Source organism: Ensifer sp. ENS03 (assembly GCF_014852035.1).
GTDB classification, from domain to species: Bacteria; Pseudomonadota; Alphaproteobacteria; order Rhizobiales; family Rhizobiaceae; genus Ensifer; species Ensifer adhaerens.
In genome coordinates this window covers 45,986-66,210 of sequence record NZ_JACVAV010000013.1, presented here as the reverse complement: position 1 = coordinate 66,210, position 20,225 = coordinate 45,986, and the positions used below count along the sequence as shown (strand labels likewise).

Here is a 20,225-nt window from a genome sequence, read left to right as displayed (position 1 = left end):
CGGCTTCAGGAGCGAGAACAATGGCTGCTGTCGATACGGCTTCCAAAACCACATCCGCGGGCGTCGCGGAATCCGCCAAGATCGGCCTCGCGCCCGCGACCCTGATGGTCGCGGGCAACATGATGGGCTCCGGCGTCTTCATGCTGCCGGCAAACCTTGCCGCAGTCGGCTCCATCGCCGTCTTCGGATGGCTGATCACGATCGCCGGCGCGATCGCGCTGGCTTTGACCTTCGCCAAGCTGGCAGCGATCGACCCCGCCGCCGGCGGACCCTACGCCTATACGCGCAAGGCCTTCGGCGACTACATGGGCTACCAGACGAACCTCATCTACTGGCTCGCCAACGTCGTGGGTAACGTCGGTCTGGCGGTCGCGGGTCTCGGTTACCTCACCGCCTTCTTCCCGATGCTGCGCGATCCGCTCGTCTCGGCGCTGGCGCAGGTGGCGCTCATCTGGTTCTTCACCTACGCCAACATTCTCGGGCCGAACGTGGTCGGGCGGCTGCAGTCCTTCACCACCTCCTTCGCCCTGGTGCCGATCCTCGGCATGGCGATCTTCGGCTGGTTCTGGTTCTCGCCGGCGACCTTCTCCGAGGGCTGGAACGTATCGGGCAAGGACAGCTGGGCGGCGATCATGGCGACGCTCAACTTCACGCTCTGGGCCTTCATCGGTGTCGAAAGCGCGTCGGTCTCGGCGGGCGTTGTGCGCGACCCGCAGCGCAACGTGCCGATCGCCACCGTCGGCGGCGTCATTCTCGCGGCCGTTGCTTATATCCTGTCGTCGACGGTGATCATGGGCATGATCCCGAACAAGGAGCTGATCGCGTCTTCGGCACCTTTCGCAGACGCCGCGCGGTTGGCGCTCGGCGATACCGCAGGTGCCGTCGTTGCGATCTGCGCCGCACTCGGCTGCCTGGGCTCGCTTGCAGGCTGGACGCTGCTCGTCGGTCAGACGGCGAAGGCCGCCGCCGATGACGGCCTCTTCGGCTCGATCTTCGCCAAGGTCAATTCCAAGGGCGTGCCCTCGGCCGGCCTTGCGATCGTTGCCGTGATCATGACCGTGCAGGTCTTCGCCACGATGTCGCCGACCGCCAGCGAGCAGTTCGGCAAGATCGCCTCGATCGCAGTGATCATGACGCTGCTGCCCTATATCTACTCGGCGATCTCCATCAAGGTGCTCGGCTACAAGAAGATGCCTGCAAGCACCTACAACTGGTACGTCATCATCGGCCTGGCGGCCGCGATCTACAGCCTCGTTGCGCTGATCGGTTCCGATGGCGAGCAGACGCGCTGGTCGCTGATCTTCGTGATCTCGACGATCGTCTTTTATTCGGCTGCGATCACCCGCAAGCGCGAGATCGACGAGAAGCACATCGATCCGGGTGGGCACGCCCCGACCTGGATCCGCTATGTCACCGTGACCGTGACGATTGTCGCCCTCGTCGCGCTCTTCTGGGTCTCGGTCGGCCGCCATCGCGCCGAGACGCTGCGCACGCGCTCACCGGTGCCACCGGTGGAAAGCACCACGCAGCCAGCCGCCGGGTCTCCGGCGGCAATGCTGCCGGCTGAACAGCAGCCAGCTCAGTGACAAAGTAAGGGGCGGTGATGCGACGACCGCCCCTCGCGCTATACCCTGGGGAGCCCAAGCGAAATGTCCCTAAGCGGACACCGCGTTCGGCCATTGGGCACCCGTCCCCACTCCCCGCCGCTCAGGCCGGGCGATAGGCGGCGAAGCAAGCCGACGAAATACGGCATCTGCCGTATTTCCCAAAGCCACGCGCGAGGCTAGCGTTCGCGCGCCCGTGCCGTAAATTTCCGTTTTCCTTCAATACGATGCGCAACGGACGCGCCGTGATGCCGGGCATTGGGGAATGTCTTGGAAAAGTATTGTCGTAGCGTCATCCATGTCATCACACTCTTGTTGTTGACCGCAGTGCCATCCCTTGCGCTCGCGCAGGATGCGGGCGACCCCCGCGATCCCGAGACATGGCGCACTGCTGAGTTCAACGCACAGTGGGGATTGGCGGCGATCGACGCCGAATATGCCTACATGCTGGGCTACGACGGCAGCGGCATCAAGGTCGGTGTGGTCGACAGCGGCCTCGACATTACCCACCCGGAGTTTGGCGGACGCTATGCGGAGGGTATCACCTATGATCCGGAGAAGCCTTGGACGTTCGTAGGGGAGGGCCACGGCACAACGGTCGCCTCGGTCATCGCCGCCAATCGCGATGGGGTCGGCATGCACGGTGTTGCCCCGCGCGCGACCATCGTTCAGGCAGGGGCATCCGACATACCGGGCTACATCAACAATGCTGCCGCCAACTACGGAATCCATACACTCGTCGACCGCGGCGTGAAGATCATCAACAACAGTTATGGCGACGGCTTCATTACAGAAATGACGGCCGACCGGGCCGAAGCGACGCTCTCAAACAATCTGTCCGCCTATCGCTACGCGGTTTCGCGTGGTGCACTTCTCGTCTTCGCAGCGATGAACGACGGCGCGGCACAACCGTCTATCGATGCGGGTCTCCCCTATCTTTTCCCGGAGCTGGAACAGGGCTGGCTCGCCGTGGTGGCGACCGGTCCTACACACATGCCCGATTGGTCGAACAGGTGTGGCGTTGCAGTAAATTGGTGTCTTGCCGCACCTGGTGGAGACGACGCCACGCGCTGGGACCCGGAAAGAGGCGAATGGGTCTGGGCCAATCCTCAGGACAACATCATGGTCGCCGTCCGCGGTGGAGGATACAGCAGGGAAAACGGCACGTCCCTGGCTGCACCGTTCGTGGCCGGAACGGCCGCGCTGGTCGCGCAGGCATTCCCGTACATGACGATGGACCAGGTCCGCCAAGTCCTGTTGGGAACGGCCACCGACTATGGCGACCGGGGCGTCGATCCCGTGTTTGGCTATGGCATGGTAAACGCCGGGCGGGCAGTGCGAGGTCCGGGCAAGTTCGACTGGGGTGATTTCCACGCCGTGATCGAGGACGGCGAAAGCGCATGGTCCAATAACATCACCGGCGCGGGAGGGCTGATCAAATCGGGCGACGGCATATTGATCTTGGCCGGTGACAGCACATATCACGGCTCCACACGCGTCGATGGCGGCTTCCTGGCGATTGCCGGCAGCATTGCCTCCGAGACCTTTGCTGACGGAAACGGCATACTCTCCGGCAACGGTACCATCTACGGCAATGTCGACAACAACGGCGCCGTCAATCCGGGCTGGGGCCGCAGGGGCGGTGCGCTGACCCTGGCCGGCAACTATCGCCAGTCGGGCGACGGCTGGTTCCTCGTCAATCTCGACGCACCCGATGGCACCAGCCGGCTCGACGTCACGGGCACGGCGGAGATCGCCGGCGCCGTTGATGTCAGGGTCAGACCCGAAAATTACAAGGGCGACGGCCGCCACACCATTCTCTCCGTGCTCGGCGGGGTGACCGGGCGCTTCGAAGATGACTGTGGCTGCTATGCCTTCCTCGATCTCACCCTCGCCTACGACCCGAACACCGTCTATCTCGATGTCGCGCGCAATGCCGTGGCCTTCGCGGATCTGGCGACGAGCCGCAATGGTGCAGTTGCTGCCTTGGCAATCGAGCGGCTCGGCATCGGCGCGGAACTCCATGATCTCGCCGTCACTCTCGACGAGCACACCGCAACCGACCTCTTCGGGCAACTGCCGGGCGAGGTTCATAGCTCCACGGTGACGGGTCTCATCGAAAACAGTCAGCTCATCAGCTACCGGATGAACGACCGGCTGCGTGCGGCCTTTGAAACTGTCGGCGCCACGGCGCGGCCGATCGTTGGCACCGACGAGATCACCACGGCATCGATTTCTCCGGCAGAAACCATGGGCGCGTGGGGCTCGGCGTTCGGGTCCTGGGGGGATACCGACGGCGACGGCAATGCAGCCGACTTGTCTCGATCCACCGGCGGTTTCGTTGCCGGTCTCGATGGTGAGATCGGCAGCGGCTGGCGGCTCGGCTTCCTCGGAGGCTACAGCCATTCCAGCTTCAAGGTCGACGACCGCCGCTCACAGGCCTCGAGCGACAACTATCATCTCGGGGTCTATGGCGGCGCGGTCCGGGGCGCTCTGTCGTTCCGCTCCGGTCTTGCCTACACCTTCAGCGAGATCGACAGCAGCCGGCAGCTCGTTTCGCCAGCGCTTGTCGACAGCCTGACCGCGGACTACCGCGCCGGCACCACGCAGGTGTTTGGCGAACTCGGATACGCCCTCACGGCCGGCGATATTGCTTTCGAGCCCTTCGCCAACCTCGCCTATGTCAACGTGCACACCAACGGGTTCAAAGAGGTGGGCGGTGCGGCAGCGCTCTCCGTTCATGGCGGCTCCAGCGACATGGCCTTCACCACAACGGGACTTCGCGCGTCTGCCGATTTCGAGCTCGGGGCCGGAAAGGCGACGGCGCGCGGTATGATCGGCTGGCGGCATGCCTATGGCGACATCACCCCTGCGCTCGCCCAGGCATTCTCCGGCAGCGAGGCCTTCTCGGTCGCCGGTGCGCCCATCGCGCGCGACGGCGCCATCCTCGAGGCCGGTATCGATTCCGCGCTGACGCCAGCATCGACGCTCAGCGTTTCCTATCAGGGTCAGATCGCCTCGACGGCCCGGGAGCACGGGGTCCGAGCCGATCTCAATGTCAAGTTCTGAGGTTTCGCGACCGAAAGCGGATCAGGACGCCAGTTGATCCGCTGACATAGTCAGGTTTCGCGAATGGCTTGGCGGCGCGCCCATGATCTTGCGGAAGGCGCGGCTGAACGACGCCTCGGAATCATAACCGAGCCGGTTGGCGACATGGGCGACCCGTTTTCCTTCGCGCAGCCACTGATGCGCTTGGTGCATGCGCATGCGTGCCACGTAGCGGGCCGGTGTCTCGCCGACCGTATCGGCGAAGCGCTGGGCAAAACCGGAACGCGACGCCCCCATGAGCTTTGCCAGTTCCGGCACCGTCCAGTCCTTCGTCGGGTCGAGATGGATGGCGGCGAGCACCCGGCCCACCTCCGGATGGCGCACGGCGGCAAGCCAGCCGGTTGACGTGCCGCAACCGTGTTCCACCCAGGCGCGGATGATCGTGGCGGTCAGCACGTCGGCAAGGCGCGCCAGGATACCGCCCGCACCGACGCGCTGCATCGCGGCCTCGCGCGTCATGGTATCGAGAAGCGACGGGATCGACGGCTCGCTCTTGGCAAGATCGCTGGTGCGCATGACCGACGGCATCAGCTGCAAAAGCGGATGCAGGCGGTCGACGTTGAATTGCATCACTGCGAAGAACAGGAGGTTCTGGCTGTCCGAGTTGGGGCACTGCACATCGACGATGCCGTCGCAAAGCTGCCGTTTCGGCAGGTCGCGGATCGATATCGTCGGCAGGCCGGGCTTGCTCGCGAGCACGTGCGCATCGCCCCGCGGCAACAGCACGGCATCCCCGGGCGTCAACTCCATCCACGAACCATCTGGCGATTGCAGATGGGCGGAACCGGAGGCAAGAAAATGAAATCGTGCCGGTTCCTGTTCGGGATAGGAGGTCGCCCATGGCGCGCAGGGCTGGCAGCGCCCATATTCGACACCGTCGAGCCTGAGGCCGCGCAGGATCTCCGTCAGCGCATCGCTCATATTACATCTCACCTTTGGACAAACAGCACAGTGTTTTGGATTTTCTAGCATAGAAACTCCAGAGGGCCATGCATATTTTCATCATCACATGCAATGGAGATGAAAGTCATGGATGGTATTGTCGCCAAGCCCACGGGACAGGCGGATGAACGGGACAAGCCCTTGTGGGCGGCTGTCGTTTCCCTGTCGCTCGGCGTTTTCGGCCTGGTCACGGCAGAGTTTCTGCCGGCAAGCCTGCTGACGCCGATGTCGGCGGATCTCGGCGTGACCGTCGGTGCCGCCGGCCAGTCGGTCACCACTACGGCCGTGGTCGCGGCCATCGCCGGCCCGGCGATCGTCGTCTATACCGGACGTTTCGACCGCCGCAACGTGCTCTTGTCCCTAACCGCGCTGCTCATCGTTTCCAGCCTGATCGCCGGTTTCGCGTCCAGCCTTTCGATGCTGCTCGTCGCCCGTTTCCTCCTCGGCATCGGCCTTGGCGGTTTCTGGGCGCTGTCTTTGGCGCTCGCCATGCGGCTCGTTCCCGGCCGGCTGATGCCGCGGGCGATGGCAATCGTGATGTCCGGCGTCTCGATCGCAACCGTCTGCGCGGCCCCGGTCGGCGCCTGGATCGGCGCGACGCTCGGCTGGCGCTACGCCTTCCTGCTTGCCGCCGCCGTCGGCATCGTCACCTTCATCGTCCAGGCGCTAACGGTTCCGCGCCTGCCTCCCATCGGCACAACCGGCCTCGACACGATCCTCAACGTCCTGAAGCGCCCGGCGATCCGGCTCGGCCTTGCGACCATCCTCTTGGTCGTCACCGGCCACTTTGCCGGCTTCACCTATGTCCGCCCGTTCCTTGAACAGGTGCCGCAGTTCGGCGTCGAGGCGATAACCGCGATCCTGCTCGCCTTCGGCATCGGCGGCTTCTTCGGCAACATTGCCGGCGGCTTCCTCGCCGAGCGCAGCACGCGGCTCTCGATGATGTCGGCGGCCGCCGGCGTCGCTGCCACCACGCTGGTCCTGGCCCTGGCGGGCGCGCTGCCGGCCGTCGCCATCGTCGCCACGGCGGCCTGGGGCTTCGCCTTCGGCGCCCTGCCGGTCAGCGTCCAGTCGTTCCTGAGCCGTGCGGCCGGTGATGAGGCCGAAGGTGCTGGAGCGGCGACGCTCACCACCTTCCAGATCGCCATTTCCACCGGGGCGATCCTCGGCGGCCTCCTTGTCGAACTGCAGGGCCCGGCCGGCGTCTTCCTCTTTGCGGCGGTTGCCGCGATGCTCGGCACCTCACTGGTTTCGGTCTATCGCGAGCGGGCTCTTCAACCGGCGGAGTAACAACATCCGCGCCAGCTTGGTGCGAGAGTGGCAACTCGCACTCGCGCCTGCCGGGCTCGGAAGAGTCCGGCAGGCAAGAATGTTCTAGGTGCAGCGCGGCGATCCGTGACGTCTGGCAACAGGCGTTGCAAGAAGGCGCGCACCGGTTGCGGCATGAGGCAAGACCGACGCCGCATCGCCTGTGCCGCAAGAAATCAATTCCCGGGAATTCTCCTCTTCTTCCAGTCTGCCTTCGGCACCTGGCCGCCAATGGCAATGCTGAAAGAGACCACTTCCGTCGCCTCGTCGTTGACGATGCATTGGAAATCGACGTCGTACCAATTCGATTTGCTCGGGTAGGCACCGCCGCTGGCGTCCATACGGTTTTTGGTGATGAAGCCACCGTTAGGTCCGAAAGGGAACAACCCTTCGGGCGGCGTATCTGGTCGCTGATTGCGGATCTGCTCCAGTGCCTCGATATTGCAGATTTGCCGGATGCGTTTCTTGACCGGCAGATTGATCAGCGCCTGCTTAACGCGAGGATCGGCGATCGACTTTGCCGAGTAAAGTTCCTTTGCGTCGGTCATCTTACTCGGAACCGGCTTCAGGTCGACCTTCGCTGCGGCATCGGCCGGTTTTGCCTTTGCAGCCTCCTGCTCCGATTTGAGGGGCTGCTCTTTGGCCTCGGGCGCTTCTTTCGGCTCAGGCTTGGCCTCGGCAACCGTCGCCGCTGCCTTTTCATCCGCCTTCTGCTTGGCGCTGTCGGGGGATTTCGCAGGGACGGCAAGAGTTGTCGGCGGCTTAGGGTCCTTCACCGGCTCTTTCTTCTCGGCCGACGGCGCCTTTGCCGGTTCATCCACTGGCTTCGCCTTGTCGTCCACCGCCTTTGCCGGCTCGGAAACTTCGGTCTTCTTCACCGACTCGCGCGCGGCCGGCGGAAGTTCCGCCTCCTTGTTGTCCTGCTTGGTCTTGGCCATGGCAGAGGCGAAGGACTGTGGCAGCTGCTGCGCCGGTTTGGGTTGCGGCTTCGGGTCTGCCTTCGGCTGGGGCTTGGGCTTAGGCTGGGGCTGCGGCTTTGGCTGTTCAGCCTTTTTCTCTTCGCCCTTTTTCGGCCCCGCCTTCTTCTGCTCCGCCTGTTTCTGTTCGGCCTTCTTCGGATCCTTGGCCTCGGCGGGAGGCGGAACGAGCTCGACGTTGACCGTCTGCTCCTTCGGCGGCGTCGGCAGCTCGAAGGGCAGGTCGTACAAAAGGAAAAGCGCTACGACGAGGTGCAGGGCGACCGACACCGGCGCGCCCCATCCCATCCGTTCCCGCCATTTTCCCGCAAAAAGCTGCATCGCCAAGGAGATAAACCAATCGACGGGCGGAACCTAGGAGCTTCCGCCGATCTCAACAAGAGGCTCAGCCTGCATATGCAGCCGGAGATCCGCGCGGCAATCTGCGGGCCATCGATCGAGGGCGGATGAAATTGACGCCTTCGGGGGTCGCCGCCATCAACCGCTGGCTTCTTGTCAAAAACGTTCCCGGCAAAAACGAGGCGGCGAAATCTGTTTCGGGCCACGCGCCAATTTCGCACAAAAATACCTATTATATAATTTCTATAGATTTAATTTTTACTCACGCCCGAACGGCTTCGCCCGGTGGCGCAATGACATTCTTTTGGCTTTGGGGACCCTCATGCAGCGAACTTCCACTCACCGAAAACTTTTCACAAAAGCCTTTGCCGCGACGGCAGCGCTGGCGGCGGGCCTCATCGCCACCTCGGCGCTTGCCGGCGAAACGCTCGACAAGATCAAGGCGCGCGGCGTCATCAAGGTCGGCGTCGGCACCACGCCGGGCTTCTTCTCACCCGACAGCAACGGCCGCTGGCAGGGCTTCTTCGTCGATTTCGGCCGCGCCATCGCCATCACCGTCTTCAACGATGCCGAAAAGGTCGAGTTCACCAACTCGTCGCCGCAGCAGCGCTTGCCGGCGCTGCAGTCCGGCGAGTTCGACATCCTGCTGTCCGGCGTGACCCAGACGGTGAGCCGCGCCTTCAAGCTTGGCTTCCACTTCGGCCCCGTCGTCTTCTACGACGGCCAGGGACTGCTGGTGCGCAAGGACCTTGGCGTAGCCAAGGGCGAGGAACTCGACGGCGCAACGATCGGCGTCCAGAGCGGCACGACCGGCGAACTCAACATCGCCGACTTCTTCCGCAAGACCGGCAAGGCCTTCACGCCGGTCACGATCGAGGAAACCGGCGAGTTCCTGAAGGCGCTCGACTCGGGCCGCGTCGACGCCCTGACCCAGGACGCGACCGACCTTGCGGCCAAGCGCACCCAGCTTTCCAAGCCCGACGATTACGTGCTTCTGCCCGAGCGCCTGTCGAAGGAGCCCTTGGCGCCGGCGATCCGCGCCGGTGACGACCAGTGGCTCGAAATCGTCAACTGGACGGTCTACGCGACGATCCAGGCCGAAGAGTTCGGCATCACCAAGGAGAACGTCGACACGTTCCTTGCGAGCGAGGATCCGGCGATCAAGCGCTTCCTCGGCGTCGATCCTTCGCTCGGCGAAGCGATCGGCCTTGATCCGAAATTCGCCTACAACATCGTCAAGACCGTCGGCAACTACGGCGAGATCTTCGAGCGCAACGTCGGCAAGGGCACGCCGCTCAACTTCGAGCGCGGCTACAACCAGCCCTGGACGGCCGGCGGCCTGCTCTATTCGCCGCCGTTCCGTTGAGCCGGTTCATGGTCCTTCCCATGACACGCCAACTCCAACCGGGCCCTTCGGGGCCCGGACCCGTCTCGCGCCTCCTGTCCTGGATCGGACCGCTGCCTTTGCAGCAAGGCCTGCTCTTTGTCGGCGTGCTGCTGCTCTTTGCCTTTCTCGGCCAGAACACCGCCGAGAGCATGCACCGCATGGGACTGACGCCGGGCTTTGCCTTCCTCTCCCATCAGGCCAATTTCGAGATCGGCGAAAGCGTTCTTCCTTACGCGGCCGGCGACAGCTACGCCCGGGCGCTTGCCGCCGGCATCGCCAATACCGTCAAGGTCGCGCTCGTCGGATGTCTGCTTGCAACCGTGCTCGGTGTCGCACTCGGCATCTTCAGGCTGTCCGGCAATCTGCTGCTAGCGACCTTCGCCCATGGCTATGTCGAGCTTCTGCGCAACACGCCTTTGTTGCTGCAACTGTTCCTGTGGAGTGCGATCATCCGCGCGCTTCCGCCGCCGCGCGGCGCCTATACGTTTCTGGGCAGCGTCTACCTCAGCAATCGCGGCGTCTTTCTGCCCTCGCTTTCGGTCGACGGTCTGCCGGCCTCCGTATGGCTGCCCGCGGTGCTCCTGACCGTCTTCGCGGCACTCGTCATTTCCAGGCGCCTGCTGGCGGGCGCGACGTTCTATCTGCCGAAAACCGCCGGCACCGTACTCGGCGCGTTGGCAATCTTCTATTTCGCTCTCGTATCCCTCGGCTTCAGCGCCTCGGTCGAAGTGCCTGCCAAGGGCGGCTTCAACATTCGCGGCGGCCTATCGCTGACCCCGGAATTCGCCGCTCTGCTGATCGGCCTCGTCGTCAATGCCTCCGCTTCGATTTCCGAGATCGTGCGCAGCGGCATCCAGTCGGTGACGTCGGGTCAATGGGAAGCCGCTCGCGCACTCGGGCTGAAGCCCGCGCAGATCATGCGCCTCGTCGTACTGCCGCAGGCGCTTCGGGTGATCACGCCGCTGATGATTTCGAGCTTTCTCGATCTGACCAAGAATTCGAGCCTCGCGGTCGCAATTGGTTACCCCGATCTCGTCAGCGTCGCCAACACGACGGCCAACACCACCGGTCAGGCTCTAGAAGCGATCATCATCATCGGCGTCGTCTACCTGACGATCAGTCTTGCGGTTTCGGCCCTCATGAACCTCTACAACCGGCGCGTCGTTCTGCGCGGAGAAGGAAAACGATGAGCCAGATCGAACTTGCGCCGCCGGTCGCGCCCGACTGGCACCGCTGGCGTGAAGGCCTCTTCAACGGTTGGGCCAATGGCCTCGTCACGCTGGCGACGCTCGCCGCAATCCTCTGGATTGCACTTCCCTTTGTCCGCTGGGCCGTCATCGATGCCGTCTGGACCGGCACCGCGGCCGATTGCGCCACGGAAACGGCGGGCGCCTGCTGGGCGTTTGTCGGCGCCAAGTTTCGTTTCATGCTCTTCGCCTTTTTCCCGCCGCCGCTGCAATGGCGCCCGGCGCTGGTGATCGCCCTCATTGCTGCGCTCCTGACCGTCTCCGCCATTCCCCGTTTCTGGAGCTTCCGCCTGGTGCCGGTCTGGTTGCTGGCGCTCGTCGGCATCTGGCTGCTGATGGCGGGGACGTCGGGCTTGGAACCGGTCTCGACCAATCATTGGGGCGGGCTGCCGATCACGCTCACAGTCTCGATCGCTGGCCTTGCCTTCGCCTTTCCGATCGCGCTGCTGCTGGCGCTTGCCCGCCAGTCGGACATGGGGCTCGTGCGCTCCCTGGCCATTGCCTTCATCGAAGTGCTGCGCGGTGTGCCGATGATCGCCGTGCTCTATGTCGCCATGCTGATCGTGCCGATGGCGCTACCGAGCGGCGCGGCCATCGACAAGCTGCTTCGGGCGCAGATCGGCGTCACCCTGTTCTTCTCGGCCTACCTCGCCGAGATCATCCGCGCCGGATTGCAGGTGATCCCGGCGGGTCAGAAGGAGGCGGCGCTGTCGCTTGGCCTCAGCCGGATCCAGATGCTCCGGCTGGTGGTGCTGCCGCAGGCGCTGCGAGCTGTCATCCCGGCCATCGTCAACCTGTCGATCGGCATCGTGCTCAACACCTCGCTGCTTGCGGTCATCGGCATCTACGATCTGCTCAATGCCGCCAAGACCTCGGCCACCGATCCCGCCTGGCTCGGCTTTTACAGCGAGGCCTATATCTTCGCGGCATTGGTCTATTTCGCCATCTGCTTTTCCGGTTCGCGCTACAGCCTGTGGCTGGAGAAGAAGCTCAACGGCGCCCATCGCCGATAGCGGCATCTGACGGGGGTTGCGTGCCACGCGCCGCCGGGCCAAGAGTGCGCCGAAGCGAAATCTGTGACCGGGCAAAGCGCATGGGACAAAAGAACATCGCCGTCATTGGCGGCGGACCGAGCGGCTTGATGGCCGCCGAGGTGCTGTCCGAGCGCGGCCACGCGGTCACCGTCTATGACAGCATGCCGACGGTCGCGCGCAAATTTCTGCTGGCCGGCAAGTCGGGCCTGAACATCACCCATTCGGAGCCCTATACGGCCTTTGCGGAGCGCTTCGGCAATGCCTCGCCGCGATTGCGTGCGGCGCTGGACGCCTTCACGCCCGATGACATCAGGCAATGGGCGGCAGACCTCGGAACCAGGACCTTCGTCGGCTCCTCGGGCCGTGTCTTCCCGGAGGTGATGAAGGCGTCGCCGCTCCTGCGCGCCTGGCTCAAGTCGCTGGAAAGCCGAGGCGTTCGTATCCTGACGCGGCACCACTGGACTGGCTTTGAAGGCAAAGCACCCGCGTTCGATACCCCGGACGGCAAGACGCTTGTCAGCGCAGATGCGACTCTGCTCGCCCTCGGCGGCGCCAGCTATCCGCGTCTCGGGTCGGATGCCGCCTGGGTTTCCTGGCTGGAACAGAGGGACGTGTCTGTCGCCAAATTCCAGCCCGCCAATTGCGGCTTCGACGTCGACTGGAGCGAGACCTTCCGCGATCGCTTTGCTGGCGCCGCGCTGAAGGGCGTCACCGCAACGTCGGAAGCCGGCACCGTCCCGGGCGAATTCGTCATCAGCAGGACCGGCATCGAAGGCAGCCTCGTCTACGCCCATACGAGCGCGCTCAGGGACCGGCTGTCGCGCGGCGAACTGGCCGACCTGGTGGTCGACCTCACCCCGGGACGTGCCGTCGGGAAATTGGCAAAAGACCTTGGCCGCCTCGACACCAAGACCAGCTTTTCCAACCGCCTGCGCAAGGGGGCCGGGCTCGAAGGAGTGAAAGCGGCGCTGCTGCGTGAGGTTTCGCCTGATGCCGCGCGCTTGCCGCCTCCAGAACTTGCGGCCTTGATCAAGGCGTTGCCAATCCCGCTCATCCGCCCACGCCCGATCGCCGAGGCCATCTCCTCCGCCGGCGGCATCGCCTGGTCCGCGATCGATGACGAATACATGTTAAGAGCGCTGCCCGGCACCTTCGTCGCCGGCGAAATGATCGATTGGGAAGCGCCGACCGGGGGCTATCTGCTGACCGCCTGCTTTGCCACAGGGCGTGCGGCGGCTCGCGGCCTCGATCGTTGGCTTAACCGGCCAGCATAAAAGATCGCCGCGCCTTTGGCAGGCGCGGCGATGGTTTCAGGTGGCGTCAAAGCCTTACTGGTCGTTCAGCACCAACCCCTTGGTCAGCTCCAGCGCCTGGCGCTCGAAGAGACCGCGGTAGATGCCACCGTCGAGGCGGATCAGCGCGTCGTGCGTGCCCTCCTCGGCAATCCGGCCGTGGTCGAAGACCAGCAGCCGGTCGAGCGCCCGCACCGTCGAGAGCCGGTGCGCGATGACGAGCGTCGTGCGCCCCAGCATCAGCCGCTCCATCGCCTGCTGGATCAGCACTTCCGATTCCGAATCGAGGCTCGATGTCGCCTCGTCGAGGATCAGGATCGGTGCGTCCGCGAGGAACGCGCGGGCAATTGCGATGCGCTGGCGCTCGCCGCCCGAGAGCTTGACCCCGCGTTCGCCCACCAGCGTGCCGTAACCTTTCGGCAGAGCCGTGATGAAGTCGTGGGCGCTCGCAAGCCTTGCCGCCTTCTCGATCTCGCTCTGCGTGGCGTCCGGCCGCGCATAGGCGATGTTCTCCGACAGAGAGCGATGGAACAGGATCGGCTCCTGCTGGACGATCGCGATCTGCTGGCGCAGCGACGTCTGCGTCACCGATGCGATGTCCTGACCATCGATCCGGATCTCGCCGGCCTTCAGGTCATGCAGACGCTGGATCAGCTTGACGAAGGTCGTCTTGCCCGAACCTGAGTGCCCGACAAGACCGACGCGTTCGCCCTCCCGGATCGTCACCGAGAAGCGGTCGTAGAGCGGCTTGCGGTGCGCACCGTAGTGGAACGTCACATCCCTGAACTCGATGCGGCCGTCGGTGATGCGGATCGGCTTGGCATCCGCCTTGTCGTCGATGCCGAGCGACTGGCCATGGATGTCGACAAGCTCTTCCATGTCGTTGATCGAGCGCTGCAGGTTGCGGATGTGCTGCCCGACTTCACGCAGGTAACCCTGCAGGATGAAGAACGAGGTAAGCACGAAGGTGATGTCGCCGGGCGTCGCCTGGCCTTTCGACCAGAGGAACAGCGCAAAGCCGATCACCGCCGCGCGCAGGATGAGCAGCATGGCGCCCTGCGACGTGCCGTTGGTCGTGCCGCGGATCCAGGTGCGGCGCGTACGGTCACGCCATTTGGCGAGCACCTTGGCAAGGCGTGCGTCCTCGCGGCTTTCGCCACCAAAACCCTTGACGACGATGTTGCAGCTCACGGCATCGGCGAGCGCCCCGCCGAGCTTGGTGTCCCACCGGTTGGCAAGGCTTGCCATCGGCGCGACGTAACCAAGCGACAGCACGATCGTCATCAGGATGAAGACGATCGACCCGATACCGATGATGACGCCCATCATCGGCCAGTAGAACGACATCAGGATTGTCGATCCGACCAGCATCACGACGGACGGAAACAGGGCGACGAGCAAGGTGTCGTTCAAGAGATCGAGCGCCCACATGCCGCGCGTCACCTTGCGAACCGTCGATCCGGCAAAGCTGTTGGCATGCCAGTCGGTCGAGAAGCGCTGGATGCGGTAGAAGGCAGCCGACGCGATGTCGGTCATCATCTTGAGGGTCAGATCGGTGACCCCCAGGAAGGTGAGGTGCCTGAGAATGATCGCACCGAGCGACAGCGCCATCAGCATCCAGAAGGCGGCAAGCGCCGCATCCCAGGCAAGCTGATCGGTCGCCACACCGGAAACGACGGCATCGACGAGCCGGCCCGAATAGAGCGGCGTCAGGACGTCAGCGAGGGTCGACAAGAGAACCATGCCGAGAATGACGCTGATGCGCAGCGGCTGCGCTTTCCAGTGAGACCAGGTGAATCCAAGAACGCTGCGGAACGCACCGCCGCGCAGGTCAATACGAGTAAAAGCCATAACAATCGCCCGATGCGCGACGCATCGGCCTCAAACAAGATCAGAATGGAATATGCCGTTAAAAGGAACCCAGCTTCCGATGCGGCATCATTGGAGTGACCGAATCCTCCGGAGAGGAAGGGCCAAGGTCAGCGAAACGAAATCCGACCTGGAAAAGACGAAAAGGCGAAAATGCCCTTCCCGGCCCAGTTCAAGACTGCACGCCGCCCCGTAGGGAGAAAGAAAAAGCTGGCATCTTTTGAAACCTCCCTGATTGGTTGCCGGAAGACGACCTATAGGCGAATCGCGCGCAACCGCCAAGTGCAGAAATCTTGCCATGGCGCCAATCGTCGCGGCTGCGACCTGTTTGCAACAGTCTCCGACATGCCTCCCGGGGTTTACGGCGGTGGGCTCTTCGTAGCAGAGTACGCCGCGATCGCCGATCGTGCATGCACGAAACGGCGGCATCTTGGGGAGGGTCCGCGACCACCGGCACCGGCAATGACCGGACGGCGATGCGCGGTGGGAGTGAATTGACAAGGTTCCGGTTCGATATCGTCGCGGCACTGCTGCCGCTGATCACACTTGGCTTCATGGCGTTTGCAGGGCCCGCGCGTGCTGTCGAGAAGCAGGAACTCGTGGTGGTCACCTCCTACCCGCCCTCCTTCTTCGTGCCCTTTCGCGCCGCTTTCGAACGCGCCAATGCCGACATGCGGGTGACGATCGTGCAGCGCAACACGGCGAGCGCCAGCCGCTTCGTCATTGAGAAGGCGGACGTGCCGGCCGACATCTTCTGGGCCTCGGCGGCCGATGCCTTCGAGCTCTTGAAACGCAACGGAAGCCTGCGCCCGATCGCGCCACGCAACACCGGCGCACCGGATCATGTCTTCGGTTATCCCGTGAACGACCCACAGGGCTACTATCTGGGCTTCGCGCTGTCGGGCTACGGCTTCGTCTACAATCCCGCCCATCTCGCCCGGAGCAAACTGCCCGTGCCGGAGGACTGGCAGGATCTGCTGAACCCCGTCTATTCCGGCCAGATCGGCATCACCACGCCTTCCCGCTCGGGCACGACGCACCTGATCGTCGAAGCCTTGCTGCAAACCTACGGCTGGGAGAAAGGCTGGGCGATGCTGTCGCAGCTCGGCGGCAATCTCTCAACGGTTACCGCCCGCAGCTTCGGGGTTGCTTCGGGCGTGGCGCAGCGGCGCTTCAGCATCGGCATCACCATCGATTTCCTCGCCACCTCGCCGGATTTCGCCGGCGCCGGTAATGTCTTCGTCCTGCCGCCCGACACCGTGTTCGTGCCGGCAAGCATCGGCATTCTGTCCCGGGCGCGCAACGTGCCGGGAGCCGAACGCTTCGTCGATTTCGTGCTTTCGGAGGCTGGCCAGAAACTCCTGCTGTCGCCGGCAATCGCCCGTATTCCCGTCAATCCGGCGCTCAACAGCGGCCTGCTGCCGCAGGAAGACGGCGAGCGCCTGCTGAAATCCGGCGGCTTCGACGCCGCCCTGTCGGCGCGCAGATATGGCCTCGTCAATCTGATTTTCGACGACTATATCGTGCGCCGCCGGGCAACCCTTGCCCGCCTGTGGAAGAGGGCTGCGGATCTGGAGGCGATGAACATCGAAGACGCGCAACGGCTGAGCATGCTGGCTCGGGCGCGGCGGCTGTTGGGTCAGCCTCCGCTTTCGGCAAGCGAAGTCGCCAACGTTGCTGAGGCCCTGCAAGGCGAATGGCCCCGCGGCGTCGCCCGCTCCCCTGCCCACGCAGAACTCGCGAGCCGCCTGCGCGCACTGATCGAACAGAACCTCAACGAGGCGGAGCGGCTGCTCTCCTCGGCGGCGCGATCCGGCGGTCCCGTCAATCTCCATCCGTGGCGGCAGTGACGATGGCAGTTCTCGAAACGACCGCACCGCAGCCGCGCTGGCGCTTCGGTATCGGCGCCCGCCTCGTGCTCGCCTTTGTCGCGATCGTCGGGCTCGCTGTCGGCGCCTGCCTGGTCGGCTGGCTTTCCTACGAGCGGCTGTCGGGCGAACTGTCGCGCATGGCGGATGAGCAGATGCCGCAGCTCGCCTTCGCGTCGCGACTCTCAAAGGCCGGGGCCGACATCGGCTCCGTGACGTCGGTACTTGCCGGCGCCGAAAGCCGCACCGAGTACAACGAGATCCGCGCCGTCTACGCGACGCGCCTCCAGACCCTTCGCGCCCTGCTCGAAGAAAACACGGCGCAGTCGAGCACGGCGGCGCTGCTGCCGCTCGCCGAGGCCATCGGCACCAATCTGAAAAAGATCGACCTTGCCGCGGGCAAGCGCTTCACGCTGCGCGAGGCGATGCGGTCGGACATCGACGAGTTGCGCTGGGTCCAGGCCGATCTTCTGGAAGAAGCCGATCCGTTGGTCGACGACATCCGCTTCAACATCGAAGCGGAGACCCGCAAGGGTCAGGGTGCGGCCGCACTCGCCGAACAGCATAAGAGCGAAGCGCTGCTGACCGTCGTCTCCCAGGCGAACCTTGCGACAGGCCTGATCGGTCGGCTGGTCAACGCCACGACCGAAGAGGAAATGCAGGAGACCAACGCCTTTCTCGGCGACAGCGCCGACGAACTGGCAAGCCGCATCCGCTCGCTCGACAGCTGGCCCGACAGCATCACCGTTCGGCAGCTTGCCGGGCGCATTCTCGACCAGTCCAACGCCTCGACGGGCATACCCAATCGCAAGCGCTCGGAAATGCTGCAGGCCAGCACACTTGCCGAACTTGCCGGCGAAAACGGCCGGCTCGTCGAGGAGCTTGGCCGCAAGATCGAAACGGAAGTGATCGCGATCGAGGCAAGCGCCGGGGACGCCGCCCGGCGCGCGGCTGCGGCAATCGAGACCGGGCGAAGCCTGCTGGTCGCGATCGCCATTCTCTCGGTGCTCGTCGCAAGCGCGATCGGCTATTTCTACGTCCACCGCAACCTCATTGCCCGTATCCGCCTGCTGGCGACGGCCGCCGGTGCGATCAGCGGGGGCCGGCACTCCACGGCGATCCCGCCGCCCGAGGCCGACGAACTCGGCGACCTCTCGCGTGCTCTCACCCTCTTTCGCCAGACCCGCGACGAGCTGATCCAGTCTGCAAAGCTTGCGGCCCTCGGCCAGATGGCGGCCGGCATCGGCCACGAACTCAATCAGCCTCTAGCCGCCCTTCGCGCCCATATTCACAGCGCCGCCACTCTAATCGGCCGCGGCAAGGGCGAGCAGGCCGTCAACAACCTCGACAAGATGAAGGGGCTGACGGGACGCATGGCAGACCAGATCAGCCATATCCGCCGCTTTGCCCGGCGGCCGGACGCGCAGCTGCGGCCGGTCGATCTCACCGCGGCGGTGCGGGACGCCCTCAGCCTGCTCGAACACCGTTTCGAGGAGGAGACCGTCGCCCTCGATCTTTCGTTGCCGCAGGACAGTTCGGCAATGGTCATGGCCGAACCGGTCCGGCTCGAGCAAGTCGCCGTCAATCTCGTCGGCAACGCGCTCGACGCCGTCGCTGGCCAGCCACTTCGGCGCGTGAGCGTCAGCGTTGAAGTCACCGGCGGCGTCGCCCGGCTGATCGTCGGCGATACCGGGCACGGCATCGCCACGGAAAACCTGCCAGCTGTGTTCGATCCCTTCTTTACCACCAAGCCGGTAGGCTCGGGGCTCGGTCTCGGCCTGTCGATCTCCTACAACATCGTCAAGGATTTTGGCGGCGACATCACGATCCTCGACACCGGTCCGGCCGGCACACGATTCCTCGTATCCCTGAAAGGCCCGGAATGAGACCGGAAGCGGACATCATCCTGATAGACGACGACGCCAGCGTGCTTGAGGCCTGCTGCCAGGTGTTGGAACTGGAGGATTTCACAGTCTCCCCGCACGGTTCCGTCGTCGCGGCGCTCGCCGGCCTTCGCGCCGACAGCGACACCGTCATCGTCTCGGATGTGCGCATGCCCGATCATGACGGCTTCGACCTGGTCGCCGCCGTGCGCAAGGTCGATCCCGATATCCCGATCGTGCTGATGTCCGGACATGGCGATATCCCGATGGCGCTGCGTGCGATGCGCGAAGGCGCCTGGGATTTCCTGGAAAAGCCAGCCGATCCGGTGCACCTGATCGAAACCGTGCGCCGGGCCCGCGATCACCGTCACCTGCTGCTGGAAAATCGGCGGCTGCGCCTCTCCGTCGACAAGGACGGCTGGGAGACGCGGCTGATCGGCCATTCGGCACCGATGGTGGCGCTGCGCGAAAAGCTGCAGCGCATCGCTGCCGCCTCCGCCGACGTGCTGATCATCGGCGATACCGGCACCGGCAAGGAAGTGACGGCAAGGGCGCTGCACGATTTCAGCGGCCGCAAGGGCCGTTTCGTCGCCGTCAACTGCGGCGCCATCCCCGAGACCATGCTCGAATCCGAGCTTTTCGGCCATGAGGCCGGCGCCTTTACCGGCGCGCGCGAAAAGCGCATCGGCAAGATCGAATATGCCGATGGCGGCACGCTGTTTCTCGACGAGATCGAGTCCATGCCGATCGCAGCCCAGGTGCGGCTGCTACGCGTCCTGCAGGAGCGCGTCATCGAACGGCTCGGATCGAACGTCGAACTGCCAGTTAACATCTGTGTGGTGGCGGCAACGAAAGCCGACCTGCACGATGCCGCGCGGCGGGGAGAATTCCGCGAAGACCTCGCCTACCGCCTCGACATCGCCCGGGTCGAACTGCCGCCGCTCGCGCGCCGCAAGGGCGATGTCGGCCTCCTGTTCCAGCACTTCCTCAGCCTTGCCGCAAAGCGCCAGGGGCGCACTGCGCCGCCGGTCGGCGTCGATCTGCTGGCCGATCTCAACGCCCGGCCCTGGCCCGGCAACGTGCGTGAACTGCGCAATGTCGCGGAACGCTTCGTGCTCGGGCTCGAAGAGCGCCCGGACACCGAAGGCACGACCGCAGGCGGCGAGACGCTGGAAGCGCAGATGGACCGGCTGGAGCGGACCATCATCATCAACAGTCTCGCCAGACATGAGGGCCGCGTGGGTGCGACCGCCGATGCGCTCGGCATTTCCCGCAAGACGCTCTATCTAAAGATGCGCAAGTTCGACATCGACGCCCGGGCCGATGGCGACGAGGGGTAATGTTACCCTTTTGACCCCGCCTCGCCC

13 protein-coding genes are annotated in these 20,225 nt (G+C 64.4%); 10 read left to right on the top strand and 3 right to left on the bottom strand.

Annotation, left to right across the window (positions count from 1 at the left end; genetic code table 11):
- Positions 1–20: 20 nt before the first annotated feature.
- Both adiC and IB263_RS30345 read left to right on the top strand, forming a co-directional pair.
- Positions 21–1,586 (top strand): arginine/agmatine antiporter, encoded by a 1,566-nt coding sequence (adiC, locus tag IB263_RS30350; protein WP_192439428.1) that lies wholly within the window; start codon positions 21–23, stop codon positions 1,584–1,586.
- Between the two features lie 288 nt (positions 1,587–1,874).
- Positions 1,875–4,673: an autotransporter domain-containing protein gene (locus tag IB263_RS30345; protein ID WP_192439427.1), complete on the top strand. Its 2,799-nt coding sequence runs from the start codon at positions 1,875–1,877 to the stop codon at positions 4,671–4,673.
- Positions 4,674–4,694: 21 nt separating this feature from the next.
- Here the strand turns inward: IB263_RS30345 and IB263_RS30340 are convergent, their stop codons facing one another.
- Positions 4,695–5,633: an AraC family transcriptional regulator gene (locus IB263_RS30340; protein WP_192439426.1), complete on the bottom strand. Its 939-nt coding sequence runs from the start codon at positions 5,631–5,633 to the stop codon at positions 4,695–4,697.
- Between the two features lie 108 nt (positions 5,634–5,741).
- Between IB263_RS30340 and IB263_RS30335 the strand changes: the two genes are divergently transcribed.
- The gene (locus IB263_RS30335) at positions 5,742–6,944 is read left to right on the top strand and encodes an MFS transporter (RefSeq protein WP_051659184.1); all 1,203 of its coding nucleotides are present in this window, start codon (positions 5,742–5,744) and stop codon (positions 6,942–6,944) included.
- Positions 6,945–7,138: 194 nt separating this feature from the next.
- Here the strand turns inward: IB263_RS30335 and IB263_RS30330 are convergent, their stop codons facing one another.
- The gene (locus tag IB263_RS30330) at positions 7,139–8,260 is read right to left on the bottom strand and encodes a DUF930 domain-containing protein (RefSeq protein WP_113504335.1); all 1,122 of its coding nucleotides are present in this window, start codon (positions 8,258–8,260) and stop codon (positions 7,139–7,141) included.
- A 340-nt stretch (positions 8,261–8,600) separates the two neighbouring features.
- On the opposite strand from IB263_RS30330, the gene IB263_RS30325 reads away from it, so the two are divergent.
- The 4 genes from IB263_RS30325 to IB263_RS30310 all read left to right on the top strand — a co-directional run bounded on the left by IB263_RS30325 (position 8,601) and on the right by IB263_RS30310 (position 13,220).
- Positions 8,601–9,644 carry an amino acid ABC transporter substrate-binding protein gene (locus IB263_RS30325; RefSeq protein ID WP_034790164.1) on the top strand — a complete coding sequence of 348 codons (1,044 nt, stop codon included), beginning with the start codon at positions 8,601–8,603 and terminating at the stop codon, positions 9,642–9,644.
- A gap of 20 nt (positions 9,645–9,664) precedes the next feature.
- The gene (locus tag IB263_RS30320; protein WP_192439424.1) at positions 9,665–10,855 is read left to right on the top strand and encodes an amino acid ABC transporter permease; all 1,191 of its coding nucleotides are present in this window, start codon (positions 9,665–9,667) and stop codon (positions 10,853–10,855) included.
- Positions 10,852–11,925 (top strand): amino acid ABC transporter permease, encoded by a 1,074-nt coding sequence (locus IB263_RS30315; protein WP_034790167.1) that lies wholly within the window; start codon positions 10,852–10,854, stop codon positions 11,923–11,925. The genes IB263_RS30320 and IB263_RS30315 overlap by 4 nt, the downstream gene beginning before the upstream one ends.
- Before the next feature lie 80 nt (positions 11,926–12,005).
- Positions 12,006–13,220 carry a TIGR03862 family flavoprotein gene (locus IB263_RS30310; RefSeq protein ID WP_034790169.1) on the top strand — a complete coding sequence of 405 codons (1,215 nt, stop codon included), beginning with the start codon at positions 12,006–12,008 and terminating at the stop codon, positions 13,218–13,220.
- A gap of 54 nt (positions 13,221–13,274) precedes the next feature.
- On the opposite strand, the gene IB263_RS30305 is transcribed toward IB263_RS30310, so the two are convergent.
- Positions 13,275–15,089 (bottom strand): ABC transporter ATP-binding protein, encoded by a 1,815-nt coding sequence (locus IB263_RS30305; protein WP_192371945.1) that lies wholly within the window; start codon positions 15,087–15,089, stop codon positions 13,275–13,277.
- A gap of 512 nt (positions 15,090–15,601) precedes the next feature.
- Between IB263_RS30305 and IB263_RS30300 the strand changes: the two genes are divergently transcribed.
- The 3 genes from IB263_RS30300 to IB263_RS30290 are packed head-to-tail and all read left to right on the top strand — an operon-like array spanning position 15,602 to position 20,198.
- A complete protein-coding gene (locus IB263_RS30300; RefSeq protein WP_162770656.1) occupies positions 15,602–16,957 on the top strand; it encodes an ABC transporter substrate-binding protein in 1,356 nt (451 codons plus the stop codon).
- Positions 16,958–16,959: 2 nt separating this feature from the next.
- The gene (locus IB263_RS30295; RefSeq protein ID WP_192439423.1) at positions 16,960–18,861 is read left to right on the top strand and encodes an ATP-binding protein; all 1,902 of its coding nucleotides are present in this window, start codon (positions 16,960–16,962) and stop codon (positions 18,859–18,861) included.
- Positions 18,858–20,198, top strand: a complete 1,341-nt coding sequence (locus tag IB263_RS30290; RefSeq protein WP_192439422.1) for a sigma-54 dependent transcriptional regulator — start codon at positions 18,858–18,860, stop codon at positions 20,196–20,198. Before IB263_RS30295 ends, IB263_RS30290 begins: the two co-directional genes overlap by 4 nt.
- Positions 20,199–20,225: the final 27 nt, after the last annotated feature.

Coding starts and splice junctions, on each gene's coding strand:
- adiC (WP_192439428.1), top strand. CDS start 21: ATGGCTGCTGTCGATACGGCTTCCAAAACCACATCCGCGGGCGTCGCG.
- IB263_RS30340 (WP_192439426.1), bottom strand. CDS start 5,633: ATGAGCGATGCGCTGACGGAGATCCTGCGCGGCCTCAGGCTCGACGGT.
- IB263_RS30335 (WP_051659184.1), top strand. CDS start 5,742: ATGGATGGTATTGTCGCCAAGCCCACGGGACAGGCGGATGAACGGGAC.
- IB263_RS30330 (WP_113504335.1), bottom strand. CDS start 8,260: ATGCAGCTTTTTGCGGGAAAATGGCGGGAACGGATGGGATGGGGCGCG.
- IB263_RS30325 (WP_034790164.1), top strand. CDS start 8,601: ATGCAGCGAACTTCCACTCACCGAAAACTTTTCACAAAAGCCTTTGCC.
- IB263_RS30320 (WP_192439424.1), top strand. CDS start 9,665: ATGACACGCCAACTCCAACCGGGCCCTTCGGGGCCCGGACCCGTCTCG.
- IB263_RS30315 (WP_034790167.1), top strand. CDS start 10,852: ATGAGCCAGATCGAACTTGCGCCGCCGGTCGCGCCCGACTGGCACCGC.
- IB263_RS30310 (WP_034790169.1), top strand. CDS start 12,006: ATGGGACAAAAGAACATCGCCGTCATTGGCGGCGGACCGAGCGGCTTG.
- IB263_RS30305 (WP_192371945.1), bottom strand. CDS start 15,089: ATGGCTTTTACTCGTATTGACCTGCGCGGCGGTGCGTTCCGCAGCGTT.
- IB263_RS30295 (WP_192439423.1), top strand. CDS start 16,960: ATGGCAGTTCTCGAAACGACCGCACCGCAGCCGCGCTGGCGCTTCGGT.
- IB263_RS30290 (WP_192439422.1), top strand. CDS start 18,858: ATGAGACCGGAAGCGGACATCATCCTGATAGACGACGACGCCAGCGTG.